This window comes from Leisingera sp. ABM4_101 (assembly GCF_056158725.1).
Map to the genome: position 1 here is coordinate 3,294,352 of NZ_JBSWTV010000002.1, position 14,485 is coordinate 3,308,836.

5 protein-coding genes and 1 pseudogene are annotated in these 14,485 nt (G+C 62.3%); 2 read left to right on the forward strand and 4 right to left on the reverse strand.

Going from position 1 to position 14,485, the window contains the following annotated elements:
* Window positions 1–77: 77 nt before the first annotated feature.
* The 3 genes from ACXAEK_RS17315 to ACXAEK_RS17325 form a co-directional block, all read right to left on the reverse strand.
* Entirely contained in the window at window positions 78–746 is a 669-nt protein-coding gene (locus ACXAEK_RS17315) for a DUF6778 family protein (protein ID WP_475043754.1), read from the reverse strand.
* 196 nt (window positions 747–942) lie between these two features.
* On the reverse strand, window positions 943–1,215 hold the full coding sequence (locus tag ACXAEK_RS17320) for a hypothetical protein (protein WP_475043755.1): 273 nt from the start codon (window positions 1,213–1,215) through the stop codon (window positions 943–945).
* Complete coding sequence (locus ACXAEK_RS17325) at window positions 1,196–4,009, reverse strand: [protein-PII] uridylyltransferase family protein (RefSeq protein ID WP_475043756.1); 2,814 nt, start codon at window positions 4,007–4,009, stop codon at window positions 1,196–1,198. Before ACXAEK_RS17325 ends, ACXAEK_RS17320 begins: the two co-directional genes overlap by 20 nt.
* Window positions 4,010–4,779: 770 nt before the next feature.
* On the opposite strand from ACXAEK_RS17325, the pseudogene ACXAEK_RS17330 reads away from it, so the two are divergent.
* Window positions 4,780–5,235 (forward strand): annotated as a pseudogene (locus tag ACXAEK_RS17330) (hypothetical protein); the annotation flags it as partial.
* Between the two features lie 346 nt (window positions 5,236–5,581).
* Complete coding sequence (locus tag ACXAEK_RS17335) at window positions 5,582–6,514, forward strand: hypothetical protein (RefSeq protein WP_475043758.1); 933 nt, start codon at window positions 5,582–5,584, stop codon at window positions 6,512–6,514.
* Window positions 6,515–7,166: 652 nt separating this feature from the next.
* On the opposite strand, the gene ACXAEK_RS17340 is transcribed toward ACXAEK_RS17335, so the two are convergent.
* The gene (locus tag ACXAEK_RS17340; protein WP_475043759.1) at window positions 7,167–13,886 is read right to left on the reverse strand and encodes an Ig-like domain-containing protein; all 6,720 of its coding nucleotides are present in this window, start codon (window positions 13,884–13,886) and stop codon (window positions 7,167–7,169) included.
* Window positions 13,887–14,485: the final 599 nt, after the last annotated feature.

Sequence of the window (14,485 nt, forward strand, 5' to 3'; positions counted from 1 at the left end):
GTCTCTTAGCCTTAAGCCCCGAACAGGAAAAGGGGCCGCTTGGCCCCTTTCGCAGAAGTTTCCGGCCGCCCGCCGGTTTATTGCAGCGCCTGCAGCAGGCCCAGGCGGGGGTTCTGATAGCTGCCGGGTTTGGTCAGTTCCTGGCGGATCACATTGGCCAGGTGGCCGGTGATGCGCACCTTCTGGGTCTGGCCGCGGGACATGGCTTCCAGGGCGCGGGCGCCGCCAAAGGCCTTGAGATCGGCATCAATTACCTTTTCCGGGCGCAGCAGCGCGCCGGTGGCCGGATCGGTGAGGCGCATCTTGAAGGTAATGGCGTGAATGCCGCCGGTGGTATAGCGCGCCTTTTGGGTTAGAGCGTGAAAGCGCTGCAGCTCGATGTGCAGGTCGGCGCCGATCGGGCCATCCAGACCGGTGCTGCCAGCCTCCATCGCGCGCTGCACGATGGCCTGCACCTGGGCGTGGCGGTCGCCATAGGGGTCTTCGCGCCAGACAATATCGCCCTTGGGCAGGTAGCTGTTGGCCTCCGACACGCTGAGCGCACGCGGCACATCGACGGTGACACTGCTGACGCGCAGGGCCGGAACCGGGTCGATCTGAGGCAGGCTTTCGTAACCGTCGGGCACGCTGACCGCGGCATCCGGAACCGGTTCAAACGGCAGGTTGCGCGAGGCCACATCCACCTGTGCGCAGGCGGAGGCCAGCAATCCGAAAGAGACAAGCGCGAGGCCGCGGAAGATGTTCATGACTCTGCTCCTTACCGTTTTGCAGCCGCTGCCGGGTGAGGGTCCAGCAGGCGGGGTCAACAGCAAGGTGCCGGTCAATCCGGGCAGAAATGGGACAATTTAAGTCCAATTTAGCGAAAATTTAACGAATGTTGACGGGCAGCTAACTTTTGCCTCTGCCGCCCCCTGCCAAACTGCCGCCCCTAGGATCCTGACCCTAGCGGTCGCGCGAGCGCCAGCCGCCGCGGCGCCGCGGTTTTTCGGAACCGGCCAGCCCGTCGCGCAGCACCGTTGTCATCGGGTGATCCGGATTGGCGCTGCCGTAGGTATCCAGCAGGACCTGGATATCGGCGCGGCTGTCCCGGGCCGCATCCATGCCCAGAGCCCAGTCAAAGAAAATGCTGCGGCATTGGGCATCGGTGATGCCCTCGATGCGGTAGGATTTATAGATCAGACCGCGCGGGTCCTGTTCAGTGCTGCCCTTCTTCATGCGCCCCTTCCCTTTCCAAGGCCTGTGCAATCAGCGCGCCACAGCGGCTGTAGCGGGACTGCAGCTCCTGCTCCAGCGCATCCAGCCGGGCATATCCGGTGGTGCGGCAGAGGAACTGCGCGCCGCCCTCGCCGATGGTGTCCGCCGTGATCGGCTTGGCGGACAGCAGTCGCGCTGCGCATTGCACGGACCAGAATAGACGGTAACTGGCGGCTAGGTATTCTGCGTCCGCGTCACTCAGCCATCCGGCAGCGACAGCCCCGCGCAATCCTGCCGCCACATCACGCGCCACCGAAGCTGAGGTCAGGGTGCCGGCCTGAGAGATCAATTCAATATCCATCATCCGTCCCGGCCCGTTCTTGGCATCCCAAACCCCGGCCGGGGCCTTGGCCGCAGCCAGGCGCGCGCGCATCTGGGCGACCTCCTGCAGCACCTTGCCGCGGTCGCGCGGCTGGCTGAGGAAACTGGCGCGGAAGCCCTCGATCTCTGTTGCCAGGCTGGTCTGCCCCACGATCACCCGGGCGCGGGTCAGGGCAAGGTGCTCCCAGGTCCAGGCCTCGTTCTGCTGGTAATGGGTGAAGCCGGCAAGGCTGACGGCCACCGGGCCTTGCGTCCCCGACGGGCGCAGACGCATGTCGACCTCGTAAAGCTTGCCCTGGGCCATCGGCGCCGACAGCGCCGTGACCAGCGCCTGGGTCATGCGGGCGAAATAGGGCCGCGTCGCCAGAGGGCGTTTGCCGTCGGACATTTCCGCCTGGCCCGGGTCGTAGATCACGATCACATCAAGGTCGGACTGCGAGTTGATCTGCCCTGCCCCCATCGAGCCCATTGCCAGCACGGACGCGCCGCGCCCCGGCGGGTTCCCATGCTTTTGCGCGAAATGCGCCACCACTTCTGGCGTCAGGCCGGCGATCACCACTTCGGCCAGTTCAGCATATTGCGCGCCCGCCTGCTGGCCGTCGATCAGCCCGCGCAGGTGATGCACGCCGATCCGGAAATGCCATTCCTTGCACCAGCGGCGGGTGGCGTCGAGCCGGGCCTCATAGTCGCTTTCCTGGGCCAGGCGGCCGGCAAGTTCGGCCTTCAGCTTGCCCGCACCGGGCCAGAGATCAAAGAAGGAGCCGCCGATCACCGCGTCAAAGACGCCCGAGTTGCGCGACAGGAAGCTGGCCAGCTCCCGCGAGGTGCCGGCAATGTCAATCAAAAGGTCGATCAGATGCGGATTGGCGCCGAACAGCGAAAACAGCTGCACCCCGGCGGGCAGGCCCGCCAGGAAGCCGTCCAGCGCCACCAGCGTTTCCGCGGGCTTGGCGGTTTTGGCGACGCGCGACAGCAGTTCCGGCTTGAGCCGTTCAAAGATCTGCGCGCCGCGGCTGGTGCGCAGCGCCGGATAGGTGGGCCAGCGGGCGATGATGGCGCCGTCCAGCTCTGCCGTGTCTTCCGGCAGCGCTGCAGGCGCCGGGCCGGCACCGGCACCGGGGGAGAAAAACCCCTCGGTCAGCTCATGCACCTCTTCCAGGCGGGACCTGATTTCGGACTGCAGCTCTGCCGGATCGCGGTCCATCAGGCAGGCGATACGGGCGATGCCGTCTTCGGACTTGGGCATCTTGTGGGTCTGGGCGTCATGCACCATCTGGATGCGGTGCTCGACCTCGCGGTGCGCGCGGTAGTGGGCGCTGAGGGTTTCGGCCGCGTCCGGCGGCACCCAGCCCTTGCCCGCCAGCGCCGCCAGCCCCTCCACCGTGCCGCGCAGGCGCAGGCCCTCGTCGCGCCCGCCGGCGATCAGCTGCCGGGTCTGGGTGAAGAACTCGATCTCGCGGATGCCGCCGCGGCCCAGCTTCATATCGTGGCCCGGCACGTGGAGAGCGCCGCCGGTGCCCTTGTTCTCACGGATACGCAGGCGGATGTCGTGGGCGTCCTGGATCGCGGCAAAGTCCAGATGCCGCCGCCACACAAAGGGGCGCAGGGTATTGAGGAACCGCTCCCCCGCGGCAATGTCGCCAGCGCAGGCGCGCGCCTTGATATAAGCGGCGCGCTCCCAGGTTCGACCCAGGCTTTCGTAGTAGCGCTCCGCCGCTTCCATCGCCAGGCAGACGGGCGTAACCGCCGGGTCCGGGCGCAGCCGCAGGTCAGTGCGGAACACATAGCCGTCGCCGGTACGGTCGCTGAGGGCGGCACACATGTTCTTGGTGGCGCGCACCATGCCCTGGCGGGCCTCATAGAAGTCATCCGGGTCGAAACGGGTTTCGTCGAACAGGCAAATGAGGTCGATGTCAGAGCTGTAGTTCAGCTCATGCGCGCCCATCTTGCCCATCGCCAGAATGGTGAGGCCGCCTGCGGTTTCCACATCGTCCTCCGTTAGGCCCGGCAGTTTCTTGCGGCGGATCAGAGTGGCGATCTCCGCCTTGATCGCCACATCTGCGCACAATGCCCCGAAATCAGTCAGCGCGCCCGTCACCTGCTCCAGGCTCCAGCCGCCCGAGAGATCGCAAAGCGCGGTCAGAAGTGCCAGCCGCCGTTTGGCCTGGCGCAGGCCCGGTTTCAGCTGCGCGGCGTTCAGCGCGCGGCAGTCCGCGAAAACACGCTGCAAGGCGGCGTCCGGATCCTCCAGCGCCTCCGGCAGCCAACCGGCCTCACGCGCGGTTAATTCCTTCAGATAGGGGCTGGAGCCGCAGGCCCCCGCCACCAGATCTGCCAGACCGCCAGACAGTTCCGGCACCAATGCGCGGCCTTCCGCGCCGAGTTCCGGGTCAAATGGGCGGGGGATGCGGGAAATCTTCAAGGCAGTTGTCATGGCCAGAGACTGTGCCGCGGGCCAATGCGCGTCAATGGGTGAATTGCCGCGCTGCCGCATAGGTTTACCTAAGGTCAGGAATACCCGAATAGGTAAAAATTCAATTAGAATGTACCTTTAGTTCTACGGTTATGCTCCCGTTGCGGAGCCGTTTCGAAGTAAAGAGTGTTTTGTTTCCTGGGGATGCCCGGCCGGCTCAGTGGTTTCAGACCGGTTCTGGCAGCAGCGGTTTCCGCGTTGCAGTTCCCCATTCTCCGGCCAGGCAACCGGAGCATAACCGCGCATCCCCTCCTGAACCGGCGTGAAACATGGTCTGTGTTAGGAGACACTTGATCTTACAGTAGCCGGAAGCGGCCGGATGTACCCGGTTGGGGCCAAAAAAGAGGGCATTAAGCAGGCTTGAACATGCAATGAGGCCCAGAGCGTTTGCTCTTCAGTACCCGGCAAAACGGCCGATATGTTGCTTGAAGGCAAATCTGGGACACCTTCCATTGCAAACTCTTAAACACGCTTGAAAGGCCCGTAAAACAGGGTTTTGACGCAAATGCGGCAGCAGGAGGCCTGCTGGCATCAGGTTCCCGAATTTGGAACCGGCCCAATAAATTACGGAACATCTCCAAGAGCAAGAATAACAATTCAAAATTAACAACTTAGAAACATTCACGCACTATTGCCTGGCAACTGTATTTCTCAGACTCTGCAAGCAATCCATATCTGACGGGATTAGACGAACTCAGGATTTGATCCGAGGATCAATTCAACTGAAAGCAGGCAGCATGAACTCTAAGCAGCATGCCATCTGTAACAGCCAGAGCCGGCCGCTCAGACTGTTCGTCGCCGCCGGGCGAGTCAGCGGGTACATTGGAGCATGGGTACTGCTAAGCAGCTTGCCGAAGGTGAAGTGGCTCCTTGGCGATAAAGGCTGCGGCGCCGGCTGGTTCAGAGAAGCATTGAACGACAAAGGGATACGCGCATGCATCCCTGATCGGAAGAAGCAGGTCAGATACAGCAAACGCCGCCGCAACCGCCCCACTCGCGGCATTGCTGTGCAATGCACTGCCGGGCAGTGATGCCAGGTCATGCCCGGCAGGCTGAAAGGCTGGCGGCCCGTCGCAACATGTTACAGCCCCTCTCGGCGATGCTTTGCGTTGCCTGCCGGCAGTGGATGCCCAAAGGTGTTTCTCTCCGCCATCGATCTGGCTGCACCGGTCATCTGCTGGCTCTGAAACTCAATGCGTCCAGACACCAGACCGTCTCAGGGCGGCGGCGATGCGGAGTTATACAACGTAAAAAGCCCATGCCAGCCATTGGCACCTGATAGCCTTTCGCAGCTGCAGCAGAGCGCAATTGGCGTTCGCCGGACCTCCGGTGAGATCCGCCAAGGGTGGGACCGCTGGGATTTGCTCTGGTTCGAAAGGCGGCTGAAACGTGACCGGTTCTCCTGGCCGGCGGCACAAGGCAGCCCGGTCAGCCTGATGCCCGCTCAGCTGTTGATACCTCTGGTGGGGATTAACTGGCTGTTCACGCAGCGAATTCCCTCGCTCGGCTGATGCAAAAAGCCGTTTCAGCGTCATGCCAGATGGCTCTTTCTGTGCAGTCTGGGTTGAAGACGGCGAAGTTTGGCTCGGCGGGTACAACACGGCCGGCGCAGAAACCATTGAACCGGTCCGGGTGAACGCCGAAAACCTGGCCGGATCGGACATCCAGCCGAACCTCTCGGTGAATGACGACGGAAACATCGTGGTGACCTGGAAACACCGGGATGGCACCGGCAACGACGGCGATTCCTATCTGCACGGCAAGATCTACAATCCGGACGGGTCCGTTGCCGTCGAACAGTTCGAAATTTCCGGCTACCAGGATGCCCGCCACTTCGAGATGTACAATGACCTGCAGTATCTGCCGAACGGGCAATTTGTCGTGGCATGGCATACCTACCCGGCGGAAGATTATGTTTCGGGACACTACCAGCATGACATTTTCGCCCGGATCTACAATTCCGACGGCACCGCCGCGACAGAGACGTTCCTGGTCAATCAGGAGACCGGCGATCAGCAATGGGACATGAACATCACCGTGATCGGCGGCGGAAGCTTTATGATCTCCTGGAGCAGCGAGCAAAGGGACGGCGGCCAGACCTATGACGTCGCCGGGCGGATCTACGACCTTGAAGGCAATGAAACGGATGCGTTCTTTGCCCGTGAGGACGGGATCACGGAAATTGACATTCTGGACCTCCTGGCCAACGATGTTCTTCTTGACGCCGAAGGTTTTGTATTCCGCCTGGAAGGCGGGACCAGCGAACTGGGAGCCGGGCTGACCTACGACGCGGAGCTGGGGATACTGTTGTATGACCCGACCGCCGCCGGAGACATTAGATCCCTTGCCAAAGGTGAAACGGCCGAGGACCGTTTCAGCTACAGCTTCGAAGACGTCTACGGCAACAGCAATTCCGCGGAGGTCACCATTGTCGTGGGCGGTGTGGAAAGTGATCAGTTTTTCTAGCAACGTGTTTATGAGACCACCTGCCTGGTCCCGTCACAACGTGATCCGCTGAGCGAGTTGGCAGCCGCCCCGGGCGTCGGTGCAACAGCCGTTTCTCTGCTAGGAGACACTTCATATTGCAGTAACCGGAAGAGGCCGGATAAACCCGGAAGAACTTGGATAGTGCCCCAAAAGAAAGATTTTAGGCAGGTTTCAACCAGGAACGAGGCCCGGAGCGGTTGTCCTTCAATACTCAGCAAAACGGCCGTTATGGCGCCTGAAGACAAATCCGGGACACTTCCCGTTGCAAACTCCCGAACACCCCTGAAAGACCCGTAAAATGGAGTTTTAACGCGGGAGCGGCCGCGGGCCGGTTCCTGAAATCACGTTCACGAACGTGGAACTAGCCCCAAAAATCTGCGAACACTATCCAGAGCAGGATTAGCTCATAAAAAACAGCACCATATGGAAGAACCGCGGCTCAAACAGAACTAAGGGCAATTTAGGCTGGATCGAAGGTGGTCTTCCCCTGTTCAGCCCCTCCCATTTTGCAGTGCCTTCACACCATAAGGAACATTGCGCCCACTCCGGCACGCACGAAACTGCTCCCCCACTGTAGCGAAAGCATCAGCACCGAAGTTATCGGCAGCACTCCGCGCGCGCCCGGCATCCCCTACAGGAAGCCATCGAAATCGACTTCGAAATAGTCGAAGCGCGCCGGCTCGTTGCCATCCCTGTTGATTTCGAACGACACCAGGTCGCCAGTGTTCAAGGCGATGTTGTCCACAGACGCCACCCTGAAGCTGTCGGGCGAGGCCGTGCTGCCACCAGCATCCGCATCGAAGTTTACCGACCCGGCCAAACCGCCGTTCACCAGCACGGAGAGTTCCGACTGCCCGTCGTTTTCGTCGAAGATGCCGAAGTGGAATTCGTAGAACCCGGAGATCTCGTCGAACAGATATGTCGCGATCTGAAGCAAATCGTCTGTCGCCTTGATCAGCTCTCCGCCAGAGGCAAGCGGGTTGCTTTCAACAGTCAGGTCCTCCGTCGTCAGCACAAGGTCTTCTGCTTCAACGCGGAACAGATCCGGCGGATCGTCAGCCCCGCCCGGCTCCGTGACGGTAAAGACAAATGTGTCCGATGCAGAGTTCATATCGTCGTCTGTGGCGGTCACGGTAATGGACGTTCCACCCGATGGCGGTGCGCCTGGGGAGACGTCGAATTCACCATTGGCAAAGGAAACGCCAGACGGCAGCGTATCTGCGGTATAGGTGAGGCTGTCCCCGTCCACATCGCCGAAGTTGCCGGTGATATCGAGTGAGTCACCCGGTTCGAGCCGGGCATCCAGAATAGGGTTCGCGACGGTGGGAGACGTGCTGTTGAGAGCGGTAAACGCAGAACTCGCCCCGCTCGCGCTCGGGTTGCTGCCATCGCGGTAGATTTCGAAGTAGTCGATGTGCAGCCCAACGCTGCGGCCGGCAATAATCACGTCATAAAGACCCGCTTCCGGGAAAACGATCTGATTGTCGCCGCTGCTTTCTGCAATCGCGCTCATGTTGTTGCCGAAGGCACCAGAGTTGTTGGCATTCACAACCCTGGCAAAGCCCTGGTTGAAGTCGCCATCTTCCCCGGCACCATTCGGCCGCAGATCCCCTAGCGTGACTGAAGGGTCGGCAACTGAAACAACATTGAAACGCAGATCATTCTGCTGGTCGTTTCTAATAGCGTTCGGCCCGGAAAAGTTCAGTTCATCGCGGGTGACCCGGAACCGCCAGTTGAAGGCTTCACCGGCCTGTTCCTCCGGGACCATGATGCGGTAGACCAGCTGATTGTCCCCGTTTCGGGCAAAGGGGTTGTTGACGATGCTAGTGTCATTGGTCAGGCCCGTGTCCTCGACATCGCTGACGGCGCCCGGAATATCATTTGTAAACACAAAGTACCCGTCGCCTTGCTCCAGAGTATTGTTGTCGTTCGGCGCGCCGCTCTCAACAAACACGAAGGCATCGTTTGACCCGCCGCGGATCTGCGCCACCCCGGCACCGCCGAGGTCCTCAATCTGGATCTTGTAGCGGAATCCGGACCCCGCCCCCACGCCGTTGAAATGGCCGTCGCTGGTCACTGGGGGCTGCCCGTCATCCGGCAGTGCCGCGGTGAAACTGGTGAGGGAGGTATTTGCCGCTGCGGCGTTTCCGCTTGTGTCCAGGACTTCACCCGCCAGCAGGGCTACGGTGTAGCTTCCGTTGTCAGTGAAGTCCCAGGTGCTGCCGGGGGCGTCCACCGTGTAGGTCGCGGTGCGCGGCGTGCCGTCGCTGCCTGTATCAAGGCTGACTTCGCTCACCGTCAGCGGGCCGCCCGGGCCGGTCACCGTGATGTTGCCAGTATCAATGCTTGAAACGTCTAATGCCTCATCATCTGAGTAGACAACCGTGATCTGTGTTTCTGTGCTGCCATCTTGTGCTGCGCCCAAGTTAGGCGCCGAGGATGATTGAACCTCTGGCGGTGTGATATCCGGCGGCACTGACAGATCGACGGTGAAGCTGTCCAGCGCCGCGTCTGCCGCGGCGGCGTTGCCGCTGGTGTCCAGCACCTCATCCGCCAGCAGCGCTACGGTATAGCTGCCCTCATCCGCCGCATCCCAGGCCCCGCCGGGGGCATCCACGGTGTAGGTTGCGGTGCGCGGGGTGCCGTCGCCGGGGGCATCGAGGCTGACCGCGCTCACCGTCAGCGGGCCGCCGGGGCCCGTCACTGTGATATCGCCGGTGCCGATGCTGGAGGCATCGATGGCCGCGTTATCCGCGAAGGTCACGGTGACACCGGTGCTGGCCAGGCCCGCATCCGCCACCCCCACATCCGGCGCCGCCGAGGATTGCACGAAGGGCGCCAGCGTGTCGCTGCCGCCGCTGCCGGTGAAGGCAAAGTCCAGGTAATCGGTGCGCAGCGGCTCGCCGCCGTCCTTGACGCCGGAGATCTCGACCACATCGCCCGCCGCCAGCGTGACGCCGCTGAAGGTGAACTCGGCAAAGGCGGTCTGGTTGGCGACCGCATCACCGGCGTCCATGTCCCAGACAAAACTGCCGGCCAGGAAGCCGTTCACCCAGAGGCTCATCTGCGACTGGCCGTCGGATTCATCGTAATGGCCGATGGTCAGGTCATAGCTGCCCGCCGCATCCATGAAGGTATAGGACGCGCGCTGCTCACCGGAGCCGCCCGCCTGCAGATACTGGCCGCCGGAGGCCTGGCTGCTGTTCTTGACGGTAAAGCCGCTGACGATGGTCAGCGCCTCTGCCTCAACCCGGAAGGGATCGGGCAGCGGCACCGACAGATCGACGGTGAAGCTGTCCAGCGCCGCGTCTGCCGCGGCGGCGTTGCCGCTGGTGTCCAGCACCTCATCCGCCAGCAGCGCTACGGTATAGCTGCCCTCATCCGCCGCATCCCAGGCCCCGCCGGGGGCATCCACGGTGTAGGTTGCGGTGCGCGGGGTGCCGTCGCCGGGGGCATCGAGGCTGACCGCGCTCACCGTCAGCGGGCCGCCGGGGCCCGTCACCGTGATATCGCCGGTGCCGATGCTGGAGGCATCGATGGCCGCGTTATCCGCGAAGGTCACGGTGACACCGGTGCTGGCCAGGCCCGCATCCGCCACCCCCACATCCGGCGCCGCCGAGGATTGCACGAAGGGCGCCAGCGTGTCGCTGCCGCCGCTGCCGGTGAAGGCAAAGTCCAGGTAATCGGTGCGCAGCGGCTCGCCGCCGTCCTTGACGCCGGAGATCTCGACCACATCGCCCGCCGCCAGCGTGACGCCGCTGAAGGTGAACTCGGCAAAGGCGGTCTGGTTGGCGACCGCATCACCGGCGTCCATGTCCCAGACAAAACTGCCGGCCAGGAAGCCGTTCACCCAGAGGCTCATCTGCGACTGGCCGTCGGATTCATCGTAATGGCCGATGGTCAGGTCATAGCTGCCCGCCGCATCCATGAAGGTATAGGACGCGCGCTGCTCACCGGAGCCGCCCGCCTGCAGATACTGGCCGCCGGAGGCCTGGCTGCTGTTCTTGACGGTAAAGCCGCTGACGATGGTCAGCGCCTCTGCCTCAACCCGGAAGGGATCGGGCAGCGGCACCGACAGATCGACGGTGAAGCTGTCCAGCGCCACGTCTGCCGCGGCGGCGTTGCCGCTGGTGTCCAGCACCTCATCCGCCAGCAGCGCTACGGTATAGCTGCCCTCATCCGCCGCATCCCAGGCCCCGCCGGGGGCATCCACGGTGTAGGTTGCGGTGCGCGGGGTGCCGTCGCCGGGGGCATCGAGGCTGACCGCGCTCACCGTCAGCGGGCCGCCGGGGCCCGTCACCGTGATATCGCCGGTGCCGATGCTGGAGGCATCGATGGCCGCGTTATCCGCGAAGGTCACGGTGACACCGGTGCTGGCCAGGCCCGCATCCGCCACCCCCACATCCGGCGCCGCCGAGGATTGCACGAAGGGGGCCAGCGTGTCGCTGCCGCCGCTGCCGGTGAAGGCAAAATCCAGGTAATCGGTGCGCAGCGGCTCGCCGCCGTCCTTGACGCCGGAGATCTCGACCACATCGCCCGCCGCCAGCGTGACGCCGCTGAAGGTGAACTCGGCAAAGGCGGTCTGGTTGGCGACCGCATCACCGGCGTCCATGTCCCAGACAAAACTGCCGGCCAGGAAGCCGTTCACCCAGAGGCTCATCTGCGACTGGCCGTCGGATTCATCGTAATGGCCGATGGTCAGGTCATAGCTGCCCGCCGCATCCATGAAGGTATAGGACGCGCGCTGCTCACCGGAGCCGCCCGCCTGCAGATACTGGCCGCCGGAGGCCTGGCTGCTGTTCTTGACGGTAAAGCCGCTGACGATGGTCAGCGCCTCTGCCTCAACCCGGAAGGGATCGGGCAGCGGCACCGACAGATCGACGGTGAAGCTGTCCAGCGCCACGTCTGCCGCGGCGGCGTTGCCGCTGGTGTCCAGCACCTCATCCGCCAGCAGCGCTACGGTATAGCTGCCCTCATCCGCCGCATCCCAGGCCCCGCCGGGGGCATCCACGGTGTAGGTTGCGGTGCGCGGGGTGCCGTCGCCGGGGGCATCGAGGCTGACCGCGCTCACCGTCAGCGGGCCGCCGGGGCCCGTCACCGTGATATCGCCGGTGCCGATGCTGGAGGCATCGATGGCCGCGTTATCCGCGAAGGTCACGGTGACACCGGTGCTGGCCAGGCCCGCATCCGCCACCCCCACATCCGGCGCCGCCGAGGATTGCACGAAGGGCGCCAGCGTGTCGCTGCCGCCGCTGCCGGTGAAGGCAAAGTCCAGGTAATCGGTGCGCAGCGGCTCGCCGCCGTCCTTGACGCCGGAGATCTCGACCACATCGCCCGCCGCCAGCGTGACGCCGCTGAAGGTGAACTCGGCAAAGGCGGTCTGGTTGGCGACCGCATCACCGGCGTCCATGTCCCAGACAAAACTGCCGGCCAGGAAGCCGTTCACCCAGAGGCTCATCTGCGACTGGCCGTCGGATTCATCGTAATGGCCGATGGTCAGGTCATAGCTGCCCGCCGCATCCATGAAGGTATAGGACGCGCGCTGCTCACCGGAGCCGCCCGCCTGCAGATACTGGCCGCCGGAGGCCTGGCTGCTGTTCTTGACAGTAAAGCCGCTGACAATGGTCAGCGCCTCGGCCTCAACCCGGAAGGGATCGGGGGTGATTAGCATGGAGACCGCCGCAACCGCAGAGCGCGCGCCCTGGTCGTCGGCTACCGTATAGGCAATGTCCGTCACCGGGCCGCCGTAACCGGCTTCCGGCGTGAAGGTGATCGCCCCGGTGGTGTCATCCACCGTCCAGACGCCCTCGCCCGGCACGGTCTTCACCTTGCCGCTGGCATCATCTGCCGCCTCGATCTCAACGCTGGCCGGATCAAGCGTGCCGTCCGCATCGGTGTCATTGGTCAGCACATCCACTGCCGCCGAGCTGTTTTTGGCCACGGTGCCGCTGTCGGCTGCCGCAACGGGTGCGCCGTTAAACACGATAGACTCGATGCCTGACAGCGTGTCGGTGCCATCATCGCCATCTGCGGCATTGTTGTCTGTGACCGTGAAACCGCCGCCGCCATTGTCGGCGACTGTGTAGCCAGATGCGATGCCCGCATAGATCGCAGTGTCAGTGCCTGCGCCCCCGTTCAACGTATCGTCACCTTGGCCTCCTGCAAGGCTGTCGTCGCCATCGCCGCCGGTGAGAATGTTGGCTCCGTCGTTGCCCGTGATACGATTGTTCACGGAATTGCCGGTAACCTCCATGCTGCCATCCCCTGTCAGCGTAATACCGAGGACACCGGGATCAAGGGTGAGGGTGCCCGAAGCGCCTGCAGGCACATCCAGCGTTAGACCTTCCTTGCCGACACTGATGGCCCCGGCGGCGCCGTAATTGTCCGACAGCGTGATACTTGCGAATTCGAAAGACGTGTCGATGGCGGATTGTAGATCGCTGAAATAGGCTGTGCCATTGTCGAAGATGCTGATGGGATGATCTACGTTATCCGTTCTGGCGAAGCGGCTTGTGGCGGCCAGCGCCGTCTCGTCGATGACCACACCGTTGGCCAGCACCTGGGCATCCAGCACCATCGCCATATTGGCTTGGCCAGTGAAATTGGAAATATCCTCAGCAATAATCACACTGCTTTGATCAAGCGCACTGATAGCAGGAAAAAACTGGATGCCGTTGCCGCCGCCGGACACAGAGTTATTTTGCAGCGTGACGGCCCGCATGGAAGAGGCCAGCTCAATCCCGGCACCTTCTGTATTAGGCTGAGTAAAGGTAATGTCATTGCCGCTGACCACAGAGTTCTGAAGATCATCATATAGTATGATAGCCACGCCACCAGATGCTGCGGACAGAGAGATTACATTGTTCTGAATATTGGATATGGTATCAATAGTTTCGAGAGTGATCCCCCCTAGAACCGCTTGAATATTGTTGCCGCTGACCTCCGCGCCTCCCTTGATCCACACGGCCCGTATCGGAGCGCCCTGAACGATGACATTGTTGGAGATCAGCCCTCCGGTAGCACCGTTGATAACCTCGATGCGCTCGTCGTTCGACGTGCCCGACACCGTGAACCCGTCAATCGTCACGTTGCCTGCCTGAACCAGAAACCGGTCGACTGCCACCTCCGCCCCGCGCACGCCCGTGTTCGGATCAACCCCCGCATTGGTATCCGTCTCGATGGTCAGCTCCTTACTGACCGTGACCGCCTCCGGCACGCCGGGGGCATAGTCCGCCGCAATCACCCGGATCGTGAAACCGTCCTGCGTCAGCACGCTGTTAATCGCGCCCTGGATCGTATTGAACGTCGCTACAACTGCACCAAAACCGTCTAGGACATTAACGCCAGCCATCTGTATTCCCCCCTTTACAACCACCGCTGCTATCCATGCCGCGGCGACTGCAACCACCTGATAACCGAGTTTTGAAAATTTGGGCGATGTCACGCCCCTGCGCCTGGCGCATTGAAGTGCGGCGCCATAGGCCGGCCGGTCATCGCGTTCGCAGCCGGAAGCGTCACCGAATTCGCCAGACCGGCAAACCCGCCGCTCAGGTTACAAAGCGATGCAACGCTCAATCCGAAGAAAGAAACTGATTCCGGGCGCTCGAAATTGGGAAAGCCGTATCATTAACAACGTGTGCACTTGCGCCCAAACAAGAATAGCACCAACCCCGAACGCATAGAGGTTGCAGAACATCAATACCACAAACTGCATGATTCTTTAACTGAAAGATAAGAAAGACCGGCGCACCTGGAGTTGCTGCTTTCATGCCGGAGCCAGCCTGGACAGTCGTGTTTATCGAGCTGTTCAACCAACGGTTTGAAAAGATGTGAAAAGATCAAGTTACCGACCTAAGGCTCTCCAGGCAAAGTACGGCATTGCGGCACTCTGGGTTGCTGGCGGCCCGAACTTTGCAAAGGATGCTTGCCACAAACAGCTCATCAGGTCAG

Coding starts and splice junctions, on each gene's coding strand:
- ACXAEK_RS17335 (WP_475043758.1), top strand. CDS start 5,582: ATGCCAGATGGCTCTTTCTGTGCAGTCTGGGTTGAAGACGGCGAAGTT.
- ACXAEK_RS17315 (WP_475043754.1), bottom strand. CDS start 746: ATGAACATCTTCCGCGGCCTCGCGCTTGTCTCTTTCGGATTGCTGGCC.
- ACXAEK_RS17320 (WP_475043755.1), bottom strand. CDS start 1,215: ATGAAGAAGGGCAGCACTGAACAGGACCCGCGCGGTCTGATCTATAAA.
- ACXAEK_RS17325 (WP_475043756.1), bottom strand. CDS start 4,009: ATGACAACTGCCTTGAAGATTTCCCGCATCCCCCGCCCATTTGACCCG.
- ACXAEK_RS17340 (WP_475043759.1), bottom strand. CDS start 13,886: ATGGCTGGCGTTAATGTCCTAGACGGTTTTGGTGCAGTTGTAGCGACG.